A 23,810-nucleotide genomic window follows, 5' to 3' on the forward strand; every position below is an offset into this window, starting at 1 on the left:
GCGGGTCAACGGTCGTCGCTGTCCCAGCGTCGAGGCTCGTTCTCCCAGCGTGGCGCCTCCCAGGCGTCGACCGGGGTGTCGGCGTTCCGCTCCGGCAGCACCGACGGCCAGGCGTCGGCCGGCCCGGGCGCCGGAGTCATCGCCCAGCCACCGCTGACCACGCCGTCGCCGACCGGCCGGAGCGGCGCGGGCACGCCCGCGCCGGGCGGCGCCGGGCGGGGCCGGCCGAACGTCTCCACCAGCCGCGTGACCAGCAGTCCGCCGCCGAGGACGGCGCCGCCCACCGCCCACCGGCTGATCGTCCAGTCGTGCACCACGGTCCAGGCCAGGAAGACCACCACCAGGCAGACCGCGAGCAGGGTGCCGAAGACGCCGCCGCGCCGGCCGTACGCGCTGGTGCCGCCGAGCATCACCGTGCCGACCGCCAGCACCGTCCAGTCCAGCCCGGTGCCCGGCTCGACCGGGCCGTTGCCGTTCGCGGCGATCAGCACCCCGCCCAGCATCGCCAGCACCGTGGAGCCGACGAGCGCCAGCGCGGTCACCGTGGCGGCCACCGCGCCGCGCCGCCGGGCCGGGTCGGCGACCGGCCGGAACCGCCCGATCAGCCGGCGCACCGGTTTGATCGTGCCGAAGAGACCACCGAGGACGGCCACCGCGGCGAACCCGACGAAGAGGTAGAGGGCGGCGCGCCGGGGGTCGTACTCGCCCTGGACCGCGACCGGGGCGGTGCGCCGCTCCAGATAGACGATCACGCCGGCGGCACCGGCCAGGCTGGCCGCCCAGCCGGGCACGTGCAGCACCACCACGGCGAGGGCGAGCGCCAGCCCGCCGGCCGCCGCCACCGCGAGCGCCGGGAGCAGCGCGTCCCGGGCCCCCCGGTCGCCCTGCTCGGCGAAGTGCAGCGCGGCGGCCAGCGCGACCGGGCCGATCGCCAGGTTCACCGCGGCGGCCCGCAGGGCCAGGCCGGCGGCCAGGGTGAGCAGGCCGAGCGCGGCCACGTCGACGAGCAGCGTCTTCAGCGCGCCGCCGCGCAGCGCGTCCGAGTCGGACCGCCAGAGCTGCCAGGTCACCGCCGCCAGCCCGGCCAGCAGCACGAACTCCCAGACCACGTGCACCGCGATCCGGTCCCGGCCGGGCTCACCGTGGGACGGGTCGTCGAAGATGTTCTCCAGTACGGCGGCGGGCACGCCGGACGACGTCTCCGGTGGGGCCGTCCGGCCCGGCTCGTCGTACCCCATCAGCGCGCGCCTCCCAGGTGGCCGCGTCCGGCCCACTCCACGGGCGGACCGGTGCGGCCGTCGCTCTCCGGTCGCCAGGGACGGTACCTGCGGGCGGTGAGCGGGGGAAGCCTGGGAGTCAGCGGCGCCCGCGCGGTGTCTCGCGGTCGCCCGGCTCCCGGTCCTCGTCGTCCTCCTGCTCGGGCACCCGGCAGGCGCGCTCCAGCCAGAGCGCGGCGACGACGAGCGCCAGCGAGGCGACGAGCCCGGCCACCGCCGCCGGCCGGTCGCTCTCGGCGGCGTTGGTCCGCTCCACGAACAGCCAGCCGGCCAACCCGGCGTAGAAGCCGGCGAAGATGGCACCGGCCAGCGCGGACGCCTTGGCGAGCACCACGAACCGGGCGACCAGCAACGGGTTCACCGGTTCCCGGCCGGGCCGCCGCTCGATCCGGCTGCGGGTGTTGACCGCCGCGTAGCCCTCCAGCACGGCCAGCCCGGCCAGCGTGATCACCGGAAGCCAGGGCAGGTCGGGGGCGTAGTCGTAGTAGAAGCCGCTGATCAGCAGCCAGGCCACCGCGGCGGCGGCCAGGCCGGCCACCACGAGCGTGGAGACCCGGGTCGGACCCATCCGGAAGCGGTCGGGGTCCTGTGGGTTCCGGGCCGTACTCATGCGTCCGACTCTAGCGTCAGATCGGGTCGTGGGCTCAGTTCCAGGGCGTCGGCCGCCAGTGGCTCGGCGTTGAGCAGGTCGGTCAGCCAGCCGTGCCCGGGCAGCCGGCCGTGCGGCTCGATGTCGATCCACGGCCGCAGCACGAAGGCGCGCAGGTGCGCCCGGGGGTGCGGCAGGGTCAGCTCGGGGTCGTCGACGACCACCGGCCGACCGGTCGAGTCCCAGACCGCGATCACGTCCACGTCGAGCGTGCGCGGCCCGTACCGCCGGGCCGGGTCGCGGGTCCGCCCGGCCGCCGCCTCGGCGGCCCGGGCCCGCGCCAGCCAGTCGCCCGGCGTCGCCGCCGGGTCCGCGACCATCACCGCCGCGTTCAGGTACGCGGGCTGCTCCGCGTCCCCCCACGGTGGAGTCTCGTAGACGCCGGAGACCAGCAGCACGTCGTCACCGAGCGCGGCCACCGCGGCGCGCAGGTGGCCGAGGCGGTCGCCGAGGTTGCTGCCGATCGACAGCACGGCCCGGGTCACCGGGTACGCCGCATGGTGACCGCCACGTCCCGGAAGGCGTGCGGGATGGGGGCCTCCGGTTTGTGCACGGTCACCGTGGCGGCGCCGACCCGCGGGTCGGCCAGGCAGATCGTGAGCAGCCGGTCGGCGAGTGTCTCGATCAGGTTCACCGGCTCGCCGGTGATCACCGCGGCCAGGCGCTCCGCCAGTTCGCCGTAGTGCACCGTGTCGGTCACCTCGTCGGAGCGGGCGGCCGGACCCAGGTCGAGTTCGAGCACGGCGTCGACCACGAACTCCTGCCCCTGGGCGCGCTCGAAGTCGTAGACGCCGTGCCGGCCGTGCGCGCGCAGGCCGGTCAGCTCGATCCGGCCGGTCACCGGGCCGCTCCGCTGCCGGCGCCGGCCCGCGTCGCGCTCGCCAGCCGTGGGCTGCCGGTGGCCCGCCAGACGGCGAGCGCGTCGGCGGTGCCGCGGACGTCGTGCACGCGTACCCCCCAGGCGCCGGCGGCCACGGCCAGCACGCTTGTCGCGATGGTCGCGGCGTCCCGCCCGTCGGTGGGGCGGGGCACGCCCGCCGGGTCGGCGAGCAGCCGGCCCAGGTAGGACTTGCGGCTGGACCCGAACAGCAGCGGGAAGCCGAGGTCGACCAGCTCGGACAGGCGGGCGCTGAGCGCCCAGTTGTGCGCGGCGGTCTTGGCGAAGCCGAGCCCCGGGTCGACGATGATCCGGTCGGCGGCGACGCCGGCGGCGAGCGCCGCGTCGACCCGCCGGCCCAGCTCGGCCCGGACGTCGACCACCACGTCGGTGTAGGTGGCCAGGTCGCGCATGTCGCGGGAGTGGCCCCGCCAGTGCATCAGCACCCAGGGGCAGCCGGCGTCCCGGACCACCCGGGCCATGTCCGGGTCGGCGAGCCCGCCGGAGACGTCGTTCACCACGTCCGCGCCGGCGGCCAGCGCGACCTCGGCGACCCGGGCCCGGGTGGTGTCGACGCTCACCGGGATGCCGGCGGCGCTCAGCTCCCGGACCACCGGGAGCACACGGGCGGTCTCGGTCTCCGCGTCGACCCGGTCGGCGCCGGGCCGGGTGGACTCGCCGCCGACGTCGACCAGGTCCGCGCCGGCCGCGCGCAGTCGCACCCCGTGTGCGACGGCGGCGTCCAGACCGGCGTATCTGCCGCCGTCCGAGAAGGAGTCGGGGGTGACGTTGAGAACGCCCATCACCACCGGGGCGTCCGCTCGTACCAGATCGGTCACGGACCCGACAGTACCGCTCGCCGGCAGGGGTTCCGGCCGCCGGGCGCGCCGCGGATCCGGCGCTCCTGACGTGCACGTTAGAACAAGTGTACGATCGGTCGTCCGGGTCGATCGGGGTCCACTCTTCGCGGCTTGTCGCAAAGGTGGCCGGCCCGTACGCTTTGGAATTGCCCGGCATCGAGACGGCGAAGCCTGGAGGGAGGGCCGAAGCGGGAAAAATCCTCCCAAAGCTCACCACCGTACGTGGTGGGTGACGGACCCAGCGTCATCGGCGCTGTTCCGGATGAGCACCATCCCGCCAGGTTTGCCTTGACTGCACCATCGCGGCACCGCCGGCCGCGACCCTTGGGGAGGTTTCCAGTGATCGCCATCGAGCTCATGGCAACGGCGTCGGCCGCCGTCGACCACGCGCTCCACACCCTGGCGTCGACTCCACTCGCCGAGCCGGCCCCGAAGGGCATCGACACCGACAACGTCGTCTCCTTCTTCGCCAGCAAGGTCGCACCGATCCTGCTCGCGGTCCTCGGAGTGATCTTCATCGGCCGGGCCAGCCGGGGCGAGATCTCCAAGGTGCTCACCAGCTCGGCCATCGCCATCATCGGGTTGGCCTTCATCGCCGGCGCGGCCACACTCTTCTTCGTCGGCGACTACCTGATCAACCTGATCTTCGAGTAGGGCGTTGGGCGACGATGCGGCTGCGCACCGACGACGACATCTACCGGGCCCGCCTGGTCTACCTGGGGCCGCCCGGCTACACCCTTCCGGTCCACCTGCCGTACGCCCAGTACGGCCTGTTCATGCTGCTCGTACCCCTCTACGTGTTCATCCACTGGTTGTTCACGCTCCAGGTGGATCTCTTCCCCGCCTGGGAGATCTCGCTCGCGATCGTGACGACCTCGTTCATCTTCCGGTACGTGGACCCGGACCGGCCGGCGCGCATGGTCATCCGGACCGCGCTGACCGACTGGCGACGCACCCGGGAGCCGGCCGCCGAGCTGCGGGATCCGCGCCTCGTCGCGAGCCGGATCAGGATCCGGGAGGAACTGGCATGACAGGGCGTACGCCGATGGCGCAGACGAACGACGCGGGTGAGGCGGTCGCATGAGTCGCTCTTCCACGCCGGGCTCCCCGGCCGGGCGCCCGGCCGGCCCCTCCGGTAACCGTGCGCGATCGTTCGACTACCCGCCCGACGAGGAGCTGGACGAGGTGGTCCTCGACCCGGCGCTCGTCACCAGCCCCGGGCACGGCCGGGTCGGCGTCTTCCAACCACCGCGTCCACTCACCCCCCGCGGCGCCGAGCCACGCGAGCCGGTGGGCCCCGACGGCGACATCGACTCGCCCTTCCTCGACCTGTTCGGCGGCGCGCAGCCCCGGGTCCGCCGCCCCGCCGCGCCGGCCGCCGGACCGCCCCCACCGGCGCCGGCGATCGAGCCCGTGGTGGCGCCGCCCCGCCGCGGTGTCGGCCGCGACGCGCTGCCCATCCCGCACCAGCCCGCCGTCCCGGTCGAACCGGCACCGCACCAGCCCGACCCGCCGGCCCGGGAACACGCCCCCGGCGTACGCGCGGTGGGGCGACCGCGCCCGGAGCCGGCGCTCGCCGCGCCCGTCGAGCCGCCCGCGCTCGACCCGCCACCGGCGACCCGCAACCGGGTGCCGACGCAGGCGGGTGACCGACTTCCCGTCCTCCGGCCCACCACCGAGCCGGAGCCGACCCCCGAGCCCGTCGTCGCGCCGGTGGCGTCCGCCGACGTGCGCGGCCCCGCTCACCGCGCCGATCGGCGGGAGCCGGAACCTGACCCGCTGGACGCCCGTCCGGTGCCGGCCGCGCCGTCCCGTGATCTCGGCCGGCCGGCGCACCGGGAGGTGGCGCCGCCCCGGCAGCGCTCCGCCGACCGCCGGAACAAGCCGGCCAAGCCGGTCCGGGTCCGCGCCCCGAAGATCAAGTTCGGCGACCGGGATCCCTCGGTCGAGCTCGCCATCACCGAGATCGCCGGGCACCTCACCTTCACTCCCAACACGGTCACCGCCTGGTACTGGCTGCCCGAGGTGCGCTGGGCGTTCCGCCCGGACGCCGAACGCGAGGCGCTGCTCTCGGCAATCTCCGAGCAGTACGCCGGCCTGGCCGGCTTCCGGCTGCACCTGCGTCGCACCACCCGTCCCTTCCCGGCCGACGAGTGGGCCCGCACGATCGACGCGCACACCGCCGCGCCGCTGCCCGACGTGCCCGGCACCACCGGCTGGGCCGACCACCTGGTCGCCGCCCAGCGGCACCTGATGTCGGTCAACCACGCCGAGGGGCAGACCTACCTCGGCGTCACCTTCGCCCGCCGGTCGCTCGGTGACTCGCTCACCGAACGCCTGCTGCGCACGTTCGGCCGGGGCACCGCCGACGGCGAGCGACGCCGGCTCGGCCGTACCGTCGAGCAGTTCGACGAGGTGCTCGGTGCGTTCGGCATGCGGGGTCGCCGGGTGAGCGCGCCCGAGTTGGAGTGGCTGCTCTACCGCTCGGTGGCGCTCTGCATGGCGCCGCCCGGCGTCCTCTCCCCGATCACCAACGGCCGGTGGGAACGCGGCGACCTGCTGGCCCTCACCGAGCAGGTCGAGCGCTACCGCACCCCCTACGGCTCCACGGTCAAGCTGGTCAACCGGATGACCGGCGAGGAACGGCACGTGGCCGTGCTCGCGGTGGGCCGGATGGAGCCGCTGGAGATTCCCGAGCGGCACGAGCCCTGGCTGCACTTCCACGAGCGCCTGCCATGGCCGATGGAGCTGTCCACCCGGGTCGACATCCTCGGCCCCAACGACTCCTTCCGGAACCTCGAACACCGGCTCCGGATGATCCGCTCCCAGCAGCTCGACTACGCCGAGCACGGCATCGACGCGCCGCCCGAGCTGGAACGGCTGGCCAAGCGGGCGCTGGTGATCGGCGACGAGATGACCACCGGGCTGCCGGTCGACTCGGCCCGCGCGCACGGCTGGCACCGGATCGCCGTCGGTGGCCGCACCCGCGAGGAGTGCCTGGAACGGGCCCGCCGGCTCATCCAGCTCTACTCGCGCGAACTACGGATCTCGCTCCAACACCCGAAGAACCAGGACTGGCTGGCCCGCGAGTTCATCCCCGGCGAGCCGATCGCCAACACCGGATACGTCCGGCGGATGCCCGTCAACCTGCTCGCCGCCGCGCTGCCGCAGGCCGCGTCCACCGTCGGCGACCGGCGCGGCGACCTGATCGGCCGCACCGCCGGCACCTGCCGCCGGCCGGTCTTCCTCGACCTGCACTTCCCGATGGAGGTACGCGAGCGCTCCGGCCTCGCCGTCTTCGTCGCCGAGCCGGGCGGCGGCAAGTCCACCCTGCTCGGCGCGCTCGGCTACCTGGCCGCCCGGCGCGGCGCACAGGTGACGCTGCTCGACCCGTCCGGCCCGCTGGCCCGGCTCTGCGCCATGCCCGAGCTGGCCCCCTACTCGCGGGTGCTCAACCTGACCGGGTCCGAGCAGGGCACCCTGGCGCCGTACGCGCTGATCCCCACGCCGCTGCGCAGCGAGTTCCCCACCGGGGCGGCCGGCGACCGGGAGTTCGAGATCGCCGTCTCCAACGCCCGGGCCGAACGCCGGATGCTCGTGCAGGACATCTGCATGATGCTGGTGCCGCCGCAGGTGGCCCGGGAGGCGTCGACCGCCACGCTGTTCCGGCACGCCGTACGCCAGGTGCCGGCCGAGGAGACGTCCACCCTGGACGACGTGGTCGCCTGCCTCCAGGGGCTCGACGACGACGCCGGCCGCGAGCTGGCGAACCTGCTGCTCGACACCGCCGAGATGCCGCTTGCCATGCTCTTCTTCGGCCGGCCGCCGGAAGGGCTGCTCGGCGCCGACGCCGCGCTCACCGTGATCACCATGGCCGGGCTCCGGCTGCCCGACCTCAAGATCGAGCGAGAATACTGGTCGGCCGAGGAGGCCCTGGCCCTGCCGATGCTGCACACCGCGCACCGGCTCGCGGTCCGCCGCTGCTACGGCGGCTCGATGTCGTCCCGGAAACTGGTCGGCCTGGACGAGGCGCACTTCATGGAGGGCTGGCGCTCCGGGCGGTCGTTCCTGGTCCGGCTCGCCCGCGACTCCCGGAAGTGGAACCTGGCCGCGCTCGTCGCCTCGCAGAACCCGAAGGACATCCTCAGCCTCGACGTGCAGAACCTCGTCTCCACCGTCTTCGTCGGCCGCATCGCCGAGGACAGCGAGATCGCCTCCGAGGCGCTGCGACTGCTGCGGGTGCCCGTCGACGACGGCTACGAGGCCACCCTCGCCTCGCTGTCCCAGGCCGACAGCGGATCGGCCAACCGGCTCGGCTTCCGCGAGTTCGTCATGCGCGACGTCGACGGGCGCGTGCAGAAGGTCCGCGTCGACGTGTCGTACGTCGACGGGCTGTTGAGCCACCTGGACACCACCCCCGCCGCGGTCGCCCAGGCCGCCGGGCAACTCCCGACCGTGCTGGCTGACCTGGAGGCGTGACATGGCGAGGGCCCGGGCACGGATCACGGCGCTCCTCATCGCTCTCGGCGTACTCGCCGGGGCCACGATCTCCTGGCCCCTGGTCGGGGCCACACCCGCGTACGCCGCCGGTCCGACCACCCAGGCGCGGGCCGAGCTGTGCAGCACCAAGGAGTGGCAGACCGACTTCCGCGCCTGCGTCGGGAAGCTCAAGGCGGTGAGCGAGGACCAGGTCGAGTGCCGTAACGCGCCGGTGCCGGCCGCACCGGACTCCGGCCTGGCCGGCTGGTTCGCGTCCCGGCCCGACTCGGCCAAGCAGCCCGGCCCGAAGGGCCTCTACAGCGACTACGGATACGCCGGTTACAGCTACACCACGTACGACGTGGACGGCGGCTGCGCCTCGTCCGTGCTCCACCCGGACTACCGCTTCACCACCATGGTGGCGAACGGCGAGTTCATGTTCGCCAACGCGGTCATCGGCGCGTCGAACGCGTTGCGGGAGCGCGCGTGGGACCCGCGGACCATGTGGCGCTGGGCCGACCCGCTCGTGGAACAGGCCACCAAGGCCGTCTACCAGAAGGTGTTCAGCGTCTTCGGCATCATCACCATCTGCGTGGTGGGTCTCTACCTGCTCTGGCGGTCCCGCCAGTCGGACATGAGCAACGCGATGACCACGGCCGGCTGGGCGATCCTGGTGATGGTGGCGGTGACCGCGCTTGCCGCCTGGCCGGTGAAGTCCGCGAACATCGCCGACGACACGCTGATCACCACACTCGGCGTGGTCCACGACGCGGTCGGTCCCTCCACCAAGGACATCCCACCGGACAAGTGCGTCCTGCCGAACCCGAGCGCCTGCGTGGACAAGCGCCCGCCCGCCGTACGGGCCAGCGACACCGCCACCGAGACCATGCTCTACCGCAACTGGCTGCGCGGCATCGTCGGCTCGGCGGACAGCGAAACCGCCAGGAAGTACGGGCAGGCGCTCTACGACGCCAAGTCGTTGACGTGGGAGGAGTCGGAAAAACTCCGTCAGAACCCGGCGACTCGCGAGGCCACCATCAAGGCCAAACAGCAGCAGTGGGCCCGGGTCGCCGAGCAGATCAAGTCGGAGGACCCGGAGGCGTACGAATACCTCCAGGGCACCAAGGACATGGACCGGATCGGCGCCGGCTTCATCGCGGTCCTCGCCTCGCTGCTCTTCGCCATGTTCGACCTGACCGCGTCGCTGCTGGTGCTGCTCGGCTTCCTGATCTTCCGGTGGGCGGTGATCGCCGCGCCGATCCTCGGCACGGTCGGTCTGATGCGCCCGGCCAGCGCCGGGCTACGCCGGCTGGCGAACGCCGTGGTGGCCGCCGTGTTCAACATCGCCATCTTCGGCACCGGGGCGGCCATCTACCTCTTCGCGGTCGATCTGATCATGAACACGGCCACGCTGCCCGGCTGGCTCCAGGTGGTCCTGGTCTGGCTCTGCGGGGTGGTGGGCTGGCTGCTGCTGCGGCCCTACCGGCGGATCACCCAGCTCGGCGGCAAGGACAGCAGCGAGGCGGTCAGCTCGGCCGGTTCGTGGCACCGCCGGTTCTTCCGGGACATGCGGATCGCCGCCCGGTTGGACGTGGCCGAGCCCGGTGGCACCAACGAGCCGGCGCTCGGCCGGCGTCGCGGGGTCGTGGCCGACCAGCGGAGCCTCCGGCCAGAGGCCCGGCACGAGGATCCGGCGCACACCGTCACCACCGTGGAACGGGAACGGCCGGACGGGCGGGAACGGCCGGACGAGGCGCCCCCGACCGAGCGTCCGGGCGGGCGTCCCACCACCGCCCCCCGGCCGCGCCGCGCGCCGTCGACCTGGACCGAGCCGGACGTGCCCGAGGAGGCGCCCTCCTACGCCGTCTACCGGCCGGACTCGGCGGACCGCGGCGGCGCGCCGGCCCGACCGGCGCCGCGGATCCGCACCGAGGCCAGGTGAGACCGGTGCGGCGGGCGGTGGAATTCCTCTTCACCCGGGTCCTCCGGTCCCGGCTCGGCCTGGCGGTGGTGATCGCCGTCCTGGTCTTCGGGGTGATCGGCGCGGCCCGGCTGGTCTCCGGGCCGGCCGAGCCGGGCGGCGGGGTGGCGATCCGCCCCACCCAGCCGATCAGCACGGCGGACCCGGAGGCCGGTGAGGACGGGGTGCTGTCCAGCCCGCCGGTCGCGGTCGCGCCGAGGACACGCCCGGGCGAGGCCACGCCCGAACAGGTCGCGGCACGGTTCGCCACCGCGTGGCTGACCGGCCCGGGCAGCACCGGGGACGCCTGGCAGGCCCGGCTGCGTCCGTTCTCCTCCCCCGCGCTCGAGGAGAAGCTGTCCGGCGCCGACCCGGAGACCGTGCCCGCCCGGCGAACCACCGGCCCGCCGACACTGCGACCACGCACCGAGTCCTTCGTCGAGGCGTCGATCCCGCTCGACCACGGCACGCTCCGGCTCGACCTGGTCGCGGCGGACGGTCCGTGGCTGGTGGACGCGGTCGATTGGGAGCGTCCGTGAGCGCCGGGCCGGCCGCCGCCGCGGCGGTCCGGCGCAAGCTGCGGGTCGGCGTGGTGGCCACCGCCGTCACCGCCGTCCTCACCCTGCTGTGCTGCGTCGGCGGAGCCGGCGCGTTCTTCCTCACCGAACTGGGCGGCGACCGGGAGGACCCGAAGCTCGCCAGCCTGTCCTGCGATCCCGACTACCAGGTGAACCTGACCGGCGACATGCCACGCTTCGCCGAGTACGGCGACAGTCAACTGCGCAACGCCGCCGTGATCATCAAGGTCGGTCAGGACATGAAGCTGCCCGCCCGCGGCTGGGTGATCGCGCTGGCCACCGCGATGCAGGAGTCGGCGCTGCGCAACCTCGCCAACAGCAAGGTCTCGGCGTCACTGGCCCTGCCGCACGAGGGGGTCGGCGCCGATCACGACTCGCTGGGCCTGTTCCAGCAGCGGCCCGGCTGGGGCAGCGTCGAGGAGCGGATGACGCCCTCGTACGCGGCCCGCAAGTTCTACCAGAAGATGGCGAAGGTGCCGAATTGGGAGCAGCGGCCACTGACCGCGGTGGCGCAGCGGGTCCAGGTCAGCGCGTTCCCCGACGCCTACGCCAAGCACGAGGCGCTGGCCGGGCGGATCGTCGACGCGCTCGCCGGCGGGGCGGCCCGGACCGTGGAGATCGCCGGTAGGGCCGTCTGCGACGCCGCCGCCGGGGCCCGGATCGCCGCCTCCGGCTGGACCGCGCCGCTGCCCGGCGGCGTGGTCTCCGGCTTCCGGACCGAGGCCCGCCCGAGCCACGACGGCGTGGACCTGGCCGCGGGCAAGCGGACCGAGATCCACGCCGCCTCGGCGGGCCGGGTGCTGGTCGCCCGCTGCGATCCCGACCACTCCGGCCGGCGGGACTGCGACCGGGACGGCTGGCCGAACAAGGGCGGCTGCGGGTGGTTCGTCGACATCCTGCACGCCGAGGGGTTCATCACCCGCTACTGCCACATGATCGAACGCCCCCGGGTACGCCCCGGCCAGGAGGTCGCGGCGGGCGAGGTGATCGGGCTCTCCGGCACCAGCGGCAACTCCTCCGGACCGCACCTGCACTTCGAGGTGCACCACGACAGCGACCGGTCCAGCGGCGGCGCTGAGAACCCGGTGCCGTTCATGCGCGAACGGGGCGCGCCCCTGGGCGAGAGCAAGTGAGGTCCCGCCCGTGAGCAACCCGCTGCCGGACCCCTTCGCGGACCGCCCGGACTGGGCCCCGCTGCCGCCCCGCCCGGTCGACGTCGTGCCCGCCACCGGCGGCGCCGAGCTGCGCGGTCGCCGTGTGCTTGTCGGCCTCCCCGGCCTCGGCTGGCGTGGCGACCTGCGGGCCGACGAGCGGGTGGTGCAGGGCAGCCGCACCTATGTGCCGGTCATCCCGGAGCACGAGTGGTACCGGGCCGAGTCCGAGCAGGTGGAGGTGTTCGCACCGCTGGTGCCGGTGGAACGGGTCTGGGTGGAGACACTCGGCGAACGGCGACCGGCACCGGCGTCGACCGGATCGGGCATCCGGCTGGTCTCGCTCGACGCGCCGGCCCGCCGGCCGCCCACTCCGGTCTTCGAGGCCGACGCCGTGACCGGGCGGCGGGTGGTGCACGTGGACGGCGGCGTGGAGCGACGCGACCTGCGCGCGGTCACCGAGACCTACTCCGGCGCGGACGGCGACATCTGCCTGCGGGTCGCGCCCGAGCTGGAGTGGTACCGCTGGGCCTGGCGCGGCCAGGCACCCACCACCCTGGAGGTGCCCGTTCACCTGCTCTGGCTGGAGTAGCCGGGCTCAGGCGGCGGGCCGGGCCGCACACACGCCCCAGCCGTCCTCGCGCCTCGCCTCGAACCGCCAGCCCTGCCGGTCGGTCTGGGAAACACCGCCGACGGAGGCCGAGATGATGAGATCGACCTCCACCACCGCGAGGTCGCCCGACTCTTGCACGGCCAGCGGACCCCAGCTCACCGAGATCCGCGTGCCGAACCGCTGTTCCCGGGCGACGAGGTCGTCCCGGAGTGCCCGCACGCCGTCCAGCTCCGACCGTCCACCACAGGTGAACTCCTGCGTCCTGGTGTCGTTGCGGTCCACCAGTAGAGCCCGGAGATAGTTGTCTACCACCACGTCGGGGGCGCTGCGGTCCGGGGCGGTCGCCCGGTCGTAGAGCACGAAACCGACGAGCGCTCCGCCCGTGCAGAGCAACGCCAACACCCCGGCGATGATGGTGAGCGCCGTGCGCAACGGGCGCTTCGGCCGCACCGGCCCCGGAGCGGGCGCGGGGGGCGCCAACTGCTCCGGCGGGGTCCGCTGCGCCGGTACGCGGGATACCTGGGAACCGGCGGGGGGCTGCACTGATTCCACCTCCTGAGGCTATCGGCTGCACGCCGCGTACCCAATGCCTCAGAACTGGCGGATCGTGGCGAACCGCCGGGCGGAGTCCGCCCGGCGATCGGGTGAGGCCGGTCACCGGCGCGCGGCCCACCGCGCCGACCGACATCCCGGTGGCGGGCTCCCGGCTGGGTTACCGTCACAGCTCGGGGGGAAGATGTCGGCCTCGGGGAGAGAGGTGGACGCGGTGGCGACTCCGAAGGCGCGTGCCGGTCGGGCCGCCGCGTTGCATCGGCGGGCCGAGGCCGCGGCGACCGCGGCGGCGGGCATCCTCGACGAGATCCGACCCGCGCCCGCCGACCACCACCGCCAGTACGAGCTGGCCGAGCGCCTGCGGGCGGCGGCCGAGCGGGTGGCGCCCGGGTGGGCCGGCGTGCCGCTGGAGGCGCTGGCCCCGACGACGCCGCCCGGCGACGGGCCACCCCCCTGTGTCCGGGTCGGCGTCGCCGCCCCGCTGGACGACGTCCGCTTTCCCGCGCTGGTGCCCCTGCTGGGCAGCGGCCACCTGACCGTCGACGCGGACGCGACGGATCCGCGGGTGGCCGGGCTGCTGCGGGCGCTGCTGCTGCGCCTGTTCGCGGCGACGCCGGCGGGTGGACTGCTGGCCCGGGTGGTTGACGGCGGGCCGGGCGACACGTTCGGCGGGTTCGCGGCGCTCGCCGACGCCGGCCTGCTGCCGCCGTCCGCCACCGACCTGGCCGGGCTGCGGGCGGTGCTGGCCGAGGCGGAGCAGTGGGTGGGCGCCGGGAACGCCCGGCAACGCGGCCACGACCGTACGCTGCTGCTGGTGGTCGCCGGGTTGCCGGACGGCGTGACCCCGGCGGACCTGGACCGGCTCGCCGACCTGGCGGAGCGGGGGCCGCGGGCCGGGCTGCACCTGGTGGCCGCCGGCTGGCCGGCCGGCAGTCCGCTGCCCCGGGCCACCCCGCTCACGGTGCGCACCGCGTACGCGCTTGTCGGTGATCCACCGCAGGTCGGGTTCAGCAGCCCGGGCGCCGGTTCGCCGGGCGGGTTGAACTCACCCGTGTTCCTGGATGACGATCCGCCGCCGGAGCTGGTCGCCGAGGTGTGCCGGCGACTGGCCCGCCAGATCGAGGACGGTTCCCGGCTGACCCTGGCCGATCTGCTGCCGGCGGACGGGCTGTGGACGGTCGACTCGGTCGACGGGCTGAGCACCACGGTCGGCGACGCGGCCGGGCGGCCGGTGAGTCTCGGCTTCACCGAGCTGACCCCGCACTGGCTGGTGAGTGGCAGGTCGCAGGCCGGCCGGTCGGCGTTCCTCACCGATGTGTTGTTCGGCCTGGCCGCCCGGTACGGCCCGGACGAGCTGGCGCTCCACCTGGCCGACCTGGGCGACGGCGAGTCCTTCGTGGAGTTCCTCCAGACCGAGCGGGACCGGTCCTGGGTGCCGCAGGTGCGCGCCGCCGGGATGGCCGCCGACCGGGAGTACGTCGCCGACCTGTTCGGTGAGTTGGAGGCGGAGTTACGCCGCCGGGAGGAGGCGTCCCGGCGGGCCGGCGGGCAACGCTTCGCCGAGTTGCGCGAGCACTGCCCGCTGCCCCGGATCGTCTGCGTGGTCGACAACTTCCCGCTTGCGCTGCGGGACCGGGACCGGCTCGCCACCGATCTGCTGGCCCGGCTGAGTGCGCTGGCCCGCGCCGCCCGCTCGTTCGGGATCCATCTGGTCCTGGCCGGCGAGGGTGACCTGGGCATCGGCGGCCCGCGGGATCCGCTGCTCGGGCAGTTTCCGGTGCGGGTGGCGCTGCCCGGCGGTTCGGCGGTGCTGGAGCCGGCCAACGATTCGGCGGCCGGCCTGCCGGTGGGCAGCGCGGTGGTGAACACGGCCGGCGGGTTGGGCGGCCCGCGGGGCGCGACCCGGGGCCACGAACGGATGATCCGGTTCCCGGATCCGTACGGCGATCCGGAGGTCCTGACCGACCTGCGGCGGCGGCTGTGGTCGGCCCGCCCGGCGGACGCCGTCCCGCCGGTGGTGTTCGCCGGCTACGCCCGCCCGCTGCTCGCGAACGATCCGCGGCACCGGGCGGCCCTTGCCGGTCGGGTCCACGCGCCGGCGGCGTTGCTGGGTCGGGCGGTGGACGTCCGGCGCAGCACGGTGGCGGTGCCGTTGGGGCCGGCCGCCGGGCGCAACCTGGCCGTGCTGGGCCGGGACGAGGAGGCCGAGCGGCTGCTTGTCACCGCGGTCCGTAGCGCGGCGGCGGCGCACCCGGACGCCGGGCGGTTCGTGGTGGCGGCGTTGGCGAACGGGTCGGCCGAGCCGGCCGGTGTGCTCGCCGCCGAGCTGGCGGGGCGGCATCGGGTGGAGACGGTCGACGCGGCGGGGCTGCGGGTGGCCATCGAGTCGGACGAGCCGGGTTATCTGGTGGTGTTCGGCCTGGATGTGCCGGACGCCGCCGAGTTGCCGCCGGAGTCGCTGCGGTCGCTGCTGTTGGAGGGGCCGCCGGCCGGTCGGCACCTGCTCGGCTGGTGGCGCACGCCGGGCCCGTTGGCCGGGCTGCTCGGTCCGGCGGGTGCGGTGGACAAACTCACCGCCGTGGTGGTCACGGACGTGCCGGGTGGCCGGCTGGAGCGGCTCTTCGACCGGCCGGTGTGGTGGCAGCCCCGTCCCGGCCGAGCGGTGCTCTGGGACGGTCCGGCGGAGCAGGGCACGGTCTTCGTGCCCTTCGGCCCGGAGGGCGGTGCCTGATGAGCGAGACGGGGACGGCGGTGCCCGGGCCGCGGGTGGGTGATCCGACCGTGACGGTGGACCCCGCCGAGTCGGCGTGGGCGGAGTACGTGGCGGCAGCGCGGCAGCTCGACGGGGTACGCCGGGCCGCGGCGACCGCCGCCGGGGAGCAGGCCCGGTCGGTGGCGGGGGCCCGCGAGGAGCTGACCACGGTACGCGAGCGGCTGGCGTCGCAGCAGTCCCGGCTGCGGGGGCTGGGCGTAGCGCCGATCTCGCTGGTTCCGACGCCGCCGGAGGTGACCGAGGCGGCCCGGTCGATGGCGGGCGGACCGTCGGCGGTGCTGGCGGCGCTGCGCTCGGCCGGTGGCTGGGCGGACGCGGCGGATGACGCCTTGGCCGCGCGTGGCCTGCCCCGGCTGGCCCGGTGGCCGGCCCGTCCGCGCAATCTGCTGGTGTACGGGCCGGTGGCGGTCGTGGTCCCGCTGCTCCAGCTCGCGCTCTACGCGGTCGCCGGTCCCGGGCCGGTGGTCGTGGTGGCGCTGCTGGTGGGGCTGCCGCTGCCGGCGGTCGCGTTCATGGTGGGCTGGCTCGCGGTGGGGCGGGTCTTCCGCCCTCGCCCGACGGACCGGGTGGATCGGACGCCCCGGTTCGGCGCCCTGGTGTGCCTGGTCCCGGCGGTGCTGGCCGCCGCCGGCCTGCTGCTGGCCATGCTGCCCGGCTGACCGTTGCGGGACGGCGACGGCCGCGCCTCCCGGTGGGGAGTACGCGGCCGTCGGGAAGCCGGGTCAGCGGTGCATGATCAGCGCCATCGCCTCGGCCCGCGACTTGGCGTCGTGCTGGAGGCCGCCGCGGACCGCCGAGGTGATGGTCTTGGCGCCGGATTTCTGGATGCCCCGCATGGCCATGCACATGTGCTCGCATTCGAGCACCACGATGACGCCGCGTGGCTTGAGGCTGGACATCAGCAGGTCGGCGATCTGGGAGGTGAGCCGTTCCTGCACCTGCGGGCGGCGGGCGTACACCTCGACCAGTCGGGCCAGTTTGGACAGGCCGGTGATCCGGCCGTCCGGCCCGGGGATGTAGCCGATGTGCGCGCTGCCGCGGAACGGCAGCAGGTGGTGCTCGCAGAGGCTCATCACGTCGATGTCCCGGACGAGCACGAGTTCCTCGTGGTTGGCCTCGAAGGTGGTGCGGAGCACCTGCGCCGGGTCGACCCGCAGGCCGGCGAAGAGTTCGGCGTAGGCGCGGGCGACCCGGGCCGGCGTCTCCCGGAGGCCGTCGCGGTCCGGGTCCTCGCCGACCGCGACGAGGATCTCCCGGACCGCCTTCTCGATCCGGTTGAGGTCGACGCTGTCCTCCACCGGACCGCCGGTCAGCCGGCCGCTGATCAGGCGCGCGGCGACGTGGTCGAGCGCGTCGTCCTCGTCGGGCTCGGTAGCGGAAACGGCCGGCTCCCGCTCGGTAGCGGAAACGGCCGGCTCCCGGTCAGGGGAGCCGGCCGTCGGGTCGGTGCTCAGTGCGTACCGTCCGAGTTGTTGCTGGCACCGCCGACCGAGATGCCGTCGGCCGTGGCCCGCGCCTTCTCGGCCGGCGTGAGCACCGGCGGCTCGGTGGAGGGCTGGCGCTTGCCGAAGCCGTGGTAGGGGGCCATCGGCGGGCGCTTGACCACCCGGGCGCAGATCCGGGCCATGTCGGCGGTGGAGAGGGTTTCCTTCTCCATCAGCTCCAGGACCATGTTGTCCAGGACGTCCCGGTATTCCACCAGGATCTCCCAGGCCTCGTCGTGGGCCAGCTCGATCAGCGCGCGCATCTCGCCGTCGATCTCGGCGGCCACCGAGTCGGAGTAGTCCCGCTCGTGGCCCATGTTGCGGCCGAGGAACGGCTCGTCACCGCTGGTGCCGTACTTGATCGCACCGAGCTTGGAGCTCATGCCGTACTGCGTGATCATCGCGCGGGCCAGTTGGGTGGCCTTCTCGATGTCGTTGCCGGCGCCGGTGGTCGGCTCGTGGAAGACCAGTTCCTCGGCCGCCCGGCCGCCCAGCGCGTACGCCAGGGTGTCGATCATCTCGGCCCGGGTCTGGGTGTACTTGTCCTCGGTCGGGAGGACGAGCGTGTGCCCAAGCGACCGGCCCCGGGACAGGATGGTCACCTTGTGCACCGGCGCGGCGTGCGGCAGCGCCCAGGCCACCAGCGCGTGCCCACCCTCGTGGTACGCGGTGATCTTCTTTTCCTGGTCGCTCATCACCCGGGTCCGGCGCTGCGGCCCGGCGATCACCCGGTCGATCGACTCCTCGAGCGAGTCGTTGCTGATCGCCCGCTGCTCCTTCCGCGCGGTGAGCAGCGCGGACTCGTTGATCACGTTGGCCAGGTCGGCGCCGCTGAAGCCCGGGGTACGCCGGGCGACCGCGTCGAGGTCGACGTCGGGCGTGAACGGCTTGCCCTTGGCGTGCACCCGGAGGATGGCCTTGCGGCCCTCCATGTCGGGGGCGTCGACCGGGATCTGCCGGTCGAACCGGCCCGGGCGCAGCAGCGCCGGGTCGAGGATGTCCGGCCGGTTGGTGGCGGCGATCAGGATGACGCCGCCCTTGGTGTCGAAGCCGTCCATCTCGACCAGGAGCTGGTTGAGGGTCTGCTCCCGCTCGTCGTGACCGCCGCCCATGCCGGCGCCGCGGTGCCGGCCGACGGCGTCGATCTCGTCGACGAAGACGATCGCCGGCGCGTTCGACTTGGCCTGCTCGAACAGGTCACGGACCCGGCTGGCGCCGACACCGACGAACATCTCGACGAAGTCGGAGCCGGAGATGGAGTAGAAGGGCACGCCCGCCTCGCCGGCGACGGCGCGGGCCAGCAGCGTCTTACCGGTGCCGGGCGGGCCGAAGAGCAGCACGCCCTTCGGGATCTTGGCACCCAGGGCCTGGTATTTCGCCGGGTTCTGCAGGAAGTCCTTGATCTCGTGCAGTTCCTCGACGGCCTCCTCCGCGCCGGCCACGTCCGCGAACGTGGTCTTCGGCGTGTCCTTGGTGATCATCTTCGCCTTGGACTTGCCGAAGTTGAGCACCCGCGAGCCGCCACCCTGCATCTGCGACATGAAGAACAGCAGCAGGAGCACCAGCAGCGCGATGGGGAGGAGATTGACGAGCAGGCTGACCCAGATGCTGTCCGACGACACCTTGGTGTCGACCGCACCGGTGATCCGGTCCGCCGCCTCGGCCTCGCGGACCTGGTTCCAGACCTGGCCGCCGACCTCGTACGGGAACTGCGCCTCGATCTTGTCGGTGGTGGTGTCGCCGAACTTGGCCTTGTCCTTCAGGTCGAGCTGGAGCGTCTGCTCCTTGTCCTGGAAGACGACCTTGTCGATGCCACCGGAGTTGAGCTGGTTGAGCGCCACGGATGTGTCCACCCGGTGGTAGCTGGGACCAGCGGTGAACAGTTGACTGAGCACAACGGCGCCGAGGATGACCAGGATGATCCAGACCACCGGTCGGCGGAAGAAACGCGTACGTTCCATGCTGTCGTCGGGCACCGAGGCGCCCGCATCCTCCTGATCGACGTCCTGACCGTCTGAATGGTGTCGCCGCCTCGGCGGCGGCCGGGGCCGCCGTGCGGGCCGGCCCGACCCCCGGGGCACGCGAACTGCCGCACCACGGTCATTCGACGGTACACCGTGCGCGCGAGGAGCGAGCTTGCGAGCCCCGCAGTCGCGCACATTTCGAGCCCAGTGCGCGCGAGGAGTGAGCTTGCGAGCCCCGCAGTCGCGCACATTTCGAGCCCAGTGCGCGCGAGGAGCGAGCTTGCGAGCCCGGCACCATTACGCGTACGGCGAACCGGGGGTTGAGCCGGCGTGGCCGGGAGCTCCCCGCCCGATCCGCACCTGCCGCACGGTCACGCGGCCCGAGGGGTCGGGCGTGGAGGGTGCCTCCACGTCACCGGCCCTACCGTAGACCGAAAGGCTGAGAGCCGGCTGAATGTCCGCTGATGAGCGGCCCGGCGGCGCTCAGGCTCGCGCGTACACCTCGGGCTTGAGCACCCCGACGTACGGCAGCTCGCGGTAGCGCTCGCCGAAGTCGAGGCCGTAGCCGACGACGAACTCGGTCGGGATGTCGAAGCCGACGTACTTCACCGGCACCGGCACCTTGACCGCGTCCGGCTTGCGGAACAGGGCGACCACCTCGACGCTGGCGGCGGAGCGCGACTCCAGGTAGCGCAGCAGCCAGGAGAGGGTCAGGCCGGAGTCGACGATGTCCTCGACCACCACCACGTGCCGCCCGGCGATGTCCCGGTCCAGGTCCTTGAGGATGCGGACCACCCCGGACGAGGTGGTGCCCTGGCCGTACGACGAGACGGCCATGAACTCCAGCTCCGCGGGCGGGCCCTGGCGGCCCAGCGCCCGGGCGAAGTCGGCCATGAACATGACCGCGCCCTTGAGCACGCAGACGAGCAGGAGACCGTCCTCGACGTGGGAGTAGTCCGCCGAGACCTGCTTGGCCAGCTCCGCCGTCTTCTCGCGGATCTGCGCCTCGGAGATGATCACGTGGTCGATGTCGGCGTCGTACCAGGAGCCGTCAGCCATGCTCCTAGCCTGCCGTACGCCGGATGGCCTCCGTCGGCGGGGCCGCACCTTTCGGCCCGGTCCCGCCGAGGATCTATGGCACTAATGGAACAAATCACCTCAGCAGGCGCGGGAGCGCCAGCGTCGGCCGTCGTCGGTCGGCTTCCAGTCGGCCGAGTCGCGCGTGTCGGCGGTGAGCCCGAGGGCGCTGGCGCCGAGGAGAAGAAACAGAAACAGAAGAAGCAGCAGAACGGTCACGGCGGCGCTCGCTTTCGCTTGGTGGAGAGTGTTTTCGCCGCCGGTGCGCACCGGACACCCCCAAGTCTGCGGCCCGCCGTCCGCTGCGGACAGTGGCAGGAATGCCCGCCACCATCGATTTCCTGCCACCGGCCGGGTTACCCTCGTCACATGCTCCGTTCAGTCGCCGTCCTCGCGATGGACCGGGTCGCCACGTTCGAGCTGGGCGTGTTCGCCGAGGTTTTCGGCACCGACCGCACCGACGACGGCTTCCCGCTCTACCGGTTCCAGGTCTGCACGCCCGGCGGCCGGGCGGTGCGCACCTCCTCCGGCTTCCACCTTCAGCCGCACGCCGACCTGGCGCCGCTCGAGGAGGCCGACCTCGTCGCGGTGCCCGCGCACTTCAGCGGCGTCACGGTGCCCGGCGACGAGGACCTCGCCGCGATCCCGTCCGACGTGCTCGCGGCGCTGCGGCGGGCGGCCGATCGCGGGGCGTACGTGATGAGCGTCTGCTCGGGCGCGTTCGTGCTCGGCGCGGCGGGCCTGCTCGACGGCCGGGAGTGCACCACCCACTGGCTCTACGGCGACGAGCTCCAGCGCCGCAACCCCCGGGCCCGGGTCCGGTGCAACTCGCTCTACGTGCAGGACGGCCGGCTGCTCACGAGCGCCGGCACCGCCGCCGGGATCGATGCCTGCCTGCACCTGGTGCGCCAGGAGCACGGCTCCGCGGTGGCCACCCGGCTGGCCCGGCGGATGGTGGTCCCGCCGCACCGCGACGGCGGCCAGTCCCAGTACGTCGAGGCGCCGATCCCGAAGGCGCCGGAGGCGCCCACCCTCGAACCGGTGCTGGAGTGGCTGATGGGGCACCTGCACCACGGCGTGACCGTGGACGAGCTGGCCGCCCGGGCCGGCATGGCCCCACGCACCTTCGCCCGCCGGTTCCGCGCCGAGACCGGCACCACGCCGCACGACTGGCTGACCAACCAGCGGGTGCTGCTGGCCCGGCGGCTGCTGGAGGACACCCGGCTCAGCGTGGAGAGCGTCGCCGACCGGGCCGGCTTCGGCGACGCGGCGGCGCTGCGGCACCACTTCACCCGGCGGGTCGGCACCACGCCGCACGCCTACCGGACCACCTTCCGCGAACGCGCCGACGCCTGATCGGCCCGCTGTTAAGCGGGGCCCCCGCCTATACCGGAGGCGTTAAGCGGGGCCCCCGCCTTGCACCAGGCGGCCCGTGTGGCGGCGCACCGGCAGGCCGCCGGGCAGGTGCGCCGGCCCCTGGCCCCGCCAGTCGGTGACCAGGGCGTCGAGCGCGGCCACGTGCCGGTGGGACAGGGCGGCCGGCGCGGCGCCCAACTCCCGCGCCCAGGCGTGCAGCACCCGGGTGCGGACCGCCGCCGGCAGCGCGGCCAGCCCGTCGACCGAGAGCCCGCCACCGGCGGCCCGGACGTCGGCGAGCGCGGCGTCGGCGAGCGCGTCGAGCGCGGCGGTGTCGGCCGCGAGCAGGCGGGCGGTCCGGGCCAGGTTCGCCACCACCGCCGGCCCGAGCGCGTCCACGAGCGCCGGCAGCGCCCCGGCCCGGACCCGGGCGCGGGCGTACGCGGGATCGGTGTTGTGCGGGTCGGCCCACGCCGCCAGGCCGAGCGCGGCACAGGCCGCCCGGGTGTCGGACCGGGCGACGTCGAGCAGCGGGCGCAGCAGCGGCACCCCGTCCCGCTCGCGCCGTTCCGGCATCCCGGCCAACCCGCGCGGCCCGGCGCCCCGGGCCAACGCCAGCAGCACGGTCTCCGCCTGGTCGTCGCGGGTGTGCCCGAGCAGCACGCCGGCCGCCCCGTGCCGCCGGGCCGCCGCGACGAGCGCCTCGTAGCGGGCCTGCCGGGCAGCCGCCTCGGGGCCGCCGGGTCGGCCGGTGACCCGGACCGGGATCACGTCGACGGGGTCGAGCCCGGCCGTGCGGGCCCAGCCGGCGACCGCGTCGGCCCGCTCGGCCGAACCGGGTTGCAGGCCGTGGTCGACGGTCACCAGGCCGGCCGGGCGGCCGAGCCGGGGCGCCACGAAGGCGGTGGCCGCGGCGAGCGCCAGCGAGTCGGCCCCGCCGGAGCAGGCCACCAGCACCGGTCCGTCTCCGGGCAGGTCGGTCAGCAGCCGGCGGACGGCGAGCCGGACGGCGGCGACCGCCGGCGCCGGCGCGGCCGGTGCGCGGGCCGGCGAGGCGGCCGGTGCCCGGGCGGCCGGTTCAGCCGGCGGTCGGGGTGGCACCGGCCGGCCCGTGCACCCGGGACACCCAGGCGTCCGGGTCGCCCAGCTCGTCCAGCCGGGGCAGGGTGAGCGGGGAGGAGAAGATCTTGTTGAAACCGGTCATACCGACCCGGTCGACCACGCCGTGCACGAACTTGCGGCCCTCGGCGTACTGGCGCATCTTGACCTCGATGCCGAGCAACCGGCGGATCGCCTTCTCCAGCGGGTTGCCGGACTCCCGGCGGCGGTTGAACGCCGACCGGATCGACTCGACGCTGGGAATGACCTCGGGGCCGACACCGTCCATCACGAACTCCGCGTGCCCCTCCAGCAGCGTCATCAGCGCGGTCAGCCGGTCCAGCACGGCGCGCTGCGCCGGTGTCTGCACGATGTCCAGCACGCTGGCCCGGCTGTCCGGCTCCCGGACCGCGTCGGAGAGCGTGGCCACCCCGCGGCGCAGGCGCTCCAGCAGGTGCTCGCCGCCCTGCGAGGCGTCCACGAACGCCTGCACCTCGCCGAGGAAGTAGGCGCGCATCCACGGCACGGCGGTGAACTGGGTGCGGTGGGTCACCTCGTGCAGGCACACCCACAGCCGGAAGTCACGCGGGTCGGCGCCGAGCTTCCGCTCGACCTCGACGATGTTCGGGGCCACCAGCAGCAGTTGCCCGGGGTCGCCGGCGAAGACCTCGTACTGGCCGAGCACCCGGCCGGAGAGGTAGGCCAGGATGGTGCCGGCCTGCACGCCGGTGAGCCGGGAGCCGATCGCCTCGGTGAACGCGCCCGGCCGCTTGTCCCCGGAGAGCCGCTCGACGAGCGGGGTGACGACCTCGCGCAACCCGGCGATGTTCGCCGCCGCCCAGTCCCGGCGGTCGACCACCCGCACCGGCGGGTGGGCCACCTGGGCCCGCAGGCCGGTGTAGTCGGCGACGTGTCCGGCGGCCTCCTCGGTCAGCCGGCGCAGGTCACCGACGACGTCGTTGGCCTCGGCGTACGACACCCGGGGGCCCGACTTGCTCAGCGCCCCCGCGGTAGCGGCGGCCAGATCCCAGTCCACGAACTGCGCCATGAACCCACCGTACC

At 74.1% G+C, this 23,810-nt stretch carries 22 protein-coding genes; 10 read left to right on the forward strand and 12 right to left on the reverse strand.

Annotation, left to right across the window (positions count from 1 at the left end):
* Positions 1–5: 5 nt before the first annotated feature.
* The 5 genes from O7619_RS01625 to folP all read right to left on the reverse strand — a co-directional run bounded on the left by O7619_RS01625 (position 6) and on the right by folP (position 3,642).
* Positions 6–1,238, reverse strand: coding sequence for an ABC transporter permease (locus O7619_RS01625; RefSeq protein WP_282285232.1), 1,233 nt, complete (start codon positions 1,236–1,238; stop codon positions 6–8).
* Positions 1,239–1,356: 118 nt separating this feature from the next.
* Positions 1,357–1,845: a DUF3180 domain-containing protein gene (locus O7619_RS01630; RefSeq protein WP_282288627.1), complete on the reverse strand. Its 489-nt coding sequence runs from the start codon at positions 1,843–1,845 to the stop codon at positions 1,357–1,359.
* Between the two features lie 38 nt (positions 1,846–1,883).
* Positions 1,884–2,411, reverse strand: a complete 528-nt coding sequence (gene folK, locus O7619_RS01635; protein ID WP_282285233.1) for a 2-amino-4-hydroxy-6-hydroxymethyldihydropteridine diphosphokinase — start codon at positions 2,409–2,411, stop codon at positions 1,884–1,886.
* Positions 2,408–2,767 carry a dihydroneopterin aldolase gene (folB, locus tag O7619_RS01640; RefSeq protein ID WP_282285234.1) on the reverse strand — a complete coding sequence of 120 codons (360 nt, stop codon included), beginning with the start codon at positions 2,765–2,767 and terminating at the stop codon, positions 2,408–2,410. Before folB ends, folK begins: the two co-directional genes overlap by 4 nt.
* Positions 2,764–3,642, reverse strand: a complete 879-nt coding sequence (gene folP, locus O7619_RS01645) for a dihydropteroate synthase (RefSeq protein WP_282285235.1) — start codon at positions 3,640–3,642, stop codon at positions 2,764–2,766. Before folP ends, folB begins: the two co-directional genes overlap by 4 nt.
* A 360-nt stretch (positions 3,643–4,002) precedes the next feature.
* On the opposite strand from folP, the gene O7619_RS01650 reads away from it, so the two are divergent.
* Genes O7619_RS01650 through O7619_RS01680 form a run of 7 tightly spaced genes read left to right on the forward strand, consistent with a single transcriptional unit; the run spans position 4,003 to position 12,423 of the window.
* Positions 4,003–4,317, forward strand: coding sequence for a hypothetical protein (locus tag O7619_RS01650; RefSeq protein ID WP_282285236.1), 315 nt, complete (start codon positions 4,003–4,005; stop codon positions 4,315–4,317).
* A 14-nt stretch (positions 4,318–4,331) separates the two neighbouring features.
* Entirely contained in the window at positions 4,332–4,694 is a 363-nt protein-coding gene (locus O7619_RS01655; RefSeq protein WP_282285237.1) for a hypothetical protein, read from the forward strand.
* A gap of 49 nt (positions 4,695–4,743) precedes the next feature.
* A complete protein-coding gene (locus O7619_RS01660; RefSeq protein ID WP_282285239.1) occupies positions 4,744–8,142 on the forward strand; it encodes an ATP-binding protein in 3,399 nt (1,132 codons plus the stop codon).
* A 1-nt stretch (position 8,143) separates the two neighbouring features.
* Positions 8,144–10,084 (forward strand): MFS transporter, encoded by a 1,941-nt coding sequence (locus O7619_RS01665; protein WP_282285240.1) that lies wholly within the window; start codon positions 8,144–8,146, stop codon positions 10,082–10,084.
* Positions 10,081–10,641, forward strand: coding sequence for a hypothetical protein (locus O7619_RS01670; RefSeq protein WP_282285241.1), 561 nt, complete (start codon positions 10,081–10,083; stop codon positions 10,639–10,641). Before O7619_RS01665 ends, O7619_RS01670 begins: the two co-directional genes overlap by 4 nt.
* Positions 10,638–11,813 (forward strand): M23 family metallopeptidase, encoded by a 1,176-nt coding sequence (locus O7619_RS01675; protein ID WP_282285242.1) that lies wholly within the window; start codon positions 10,638–10,640, stop codon positions 11,811–11,813. Before O7619_RS01670 ends, O7619_RS01675 begins: the two co-directional genes overlap by 4 nt.
* A gap of 10 nt (positions 11,814–11,823) precedes the next feature.
* Entirely contained in the window at positions 11,824–12,423 is a 600-nt protein-coding gene (locus O7619_RS01680; protein WP_282285243.1) for a hypothetical protein, read from the forward strand.
* 6 nt (positions 12,424–12,429) lie between these two features.
* On the opposite strand, the gene O7619_RS01685 is transcribed toward O7619_RS01680, so the two are convergent.
* On the reverse strand, positions 12,430–12,987 hold the full coding sequence (locus tag O7619_RS01685; protein ID WP_282288629.1) for a hypothetical protein: 558 nt from the start codon (positions 12,985–12,987) through the stop codon (positions 12,430–12,432).
* Between the two features lie 214 nt (positions 12,988–13,201).
* Between O7619_RS01685 and O7619_RS01690 the strand changes: the two genes are divergently transcribed.
* Positions 13,202–15,727, forward strand: a complete 2,526-nt coding sequence (locus tag O7619_RS01690) for an FtsK/SpoIIIE domain-containing protein (protein WP_282285244.1) — start codon at positions 13,202–13,204, stop codon at positions 15,725–15,727.
* Complete coding sequence (locus O7619_RS01695) at positions 15,727–16,428, forward strand: hypothetical protein (protein WP_282285247.1); 702 nt, start codon at positions 15,727–15,729, stop codon at positions 16,426–16,428. Before O7619_RS01690 ends, O7619_RS01695 begins: the two co-directional genes overlap by 1 nt.
* A gap of 63 nt (positions 16,429–16,491) precedes the next feature.
* Here the strand turns inward: O7619_RS01695 and folE are convergent, their stop codons facing one another.
* From folE to O7619_RS01715, 4 genes are all read right to left on the reverse strand, one after another.
* Complete coding sequence (folE, locus tag O7619_RS01700; RefSeq protein ID WP_282288631.1) at positions 16,492–17,097, reverse strand: GTP cyclohydrolase I FolE; 606 nt, start codon at positions 17,095–17,097, stop codon at positions 16,492–16,494.
* A gap of 122 nt (positions 17,098–17,219) precedes the next feature.
* The gene (gene ftsH / locus O7619_RS01705; RefSeq protein ID WP_282285249.1) at positions 17,220–19,214 is read right to left on the reverse strand and encodes an ATP-dependent zinc metalloprotease FtsH; all 1,995 of its coding nucleotides are present in this window, start codon (positions 19,212–19,214) and stop codon (positions 17,220–17,222) included.
* A 486-nt stretch (positions 19,215–19,700) separates the two neighbouring features.
* Entirely contained in the window at positions 19,701–20,276 is a 576-nt protein-coding gene (gene hpt, locus O7619_RS01710; RefSeq protein ID WP_282285250.1) for a hypoxanthine phosphoribosyltransferase, read from the reverse strand.
* Between the two features lie 99 nt (positions 20,277–20,375).
* Positions 20,376–20,513 (reverse strand): hypothetical protein, encoded by a 138-nt coding sequence (locus O7619_RS01715; RefSeq protein WP_282285251.1) that lies wholly within the window; start codon positions 20,511–20,513, stop codon positions 20,376–20,378.
* A gap of 150 nt (positions 20,514–20,663) precedes the next feature.
* On the opposite strand from O7619_RS01715, the gene O7619_RS01720 reads away from it, so the two are divergent.
* On the forward strand, positions 20,664–21,650 hold the full coding sequence (locus O7619_RS01720; protein WP_282285252.1) for a helix-turn-helix domain-containing protein: 987 nt from the start codon (positions 20,664–20,666) through the stop codon (positions 21,648–21,650).
* A gap of 42 nt (positions 21,651–21,692) precedes the next feature.
* Here the strand turns inward: O7619_RS01720 and tilS are convergent, their stop codons facing one another.
* On the reverse strand, positions 21,693–22,637 hold the full coding sequence (gene tilS / locus O7619_RS01725) for a tRNA lysidine(34) synthetase TilS (RefSeq protein WP_282288634.1): 945 nt from the start codon (positions 22,635–22,637) through the stop codon (positions 21,693–21,695).
* A 91-nt stretch (positions 22,638–22,728) separates the two neighbouring features.
* Positions 22,729–23,796 (reverse strand): zinc-dependent metalloprotease, encoded by a 1,068-nt coding sequence (locus O7619_RS01730; RefSeq protein ID WP_282285253.1) that lies wholly within the window; start codon positions 23,794–23,796, stop codon positions 22,729–22,731.
* Positions 23,797–23,810 lie beyond the last annotated feature (14 nt).

It is taken from the genome of Micromonospora sp. WMMD998, from assembly GCF_029581235.1.
Taxonomy (GTDB): Bacteria; Actinomycetota; Actinomycetes; order Mycobacteriales; family Micromonosporaceae; genus Micromonospora.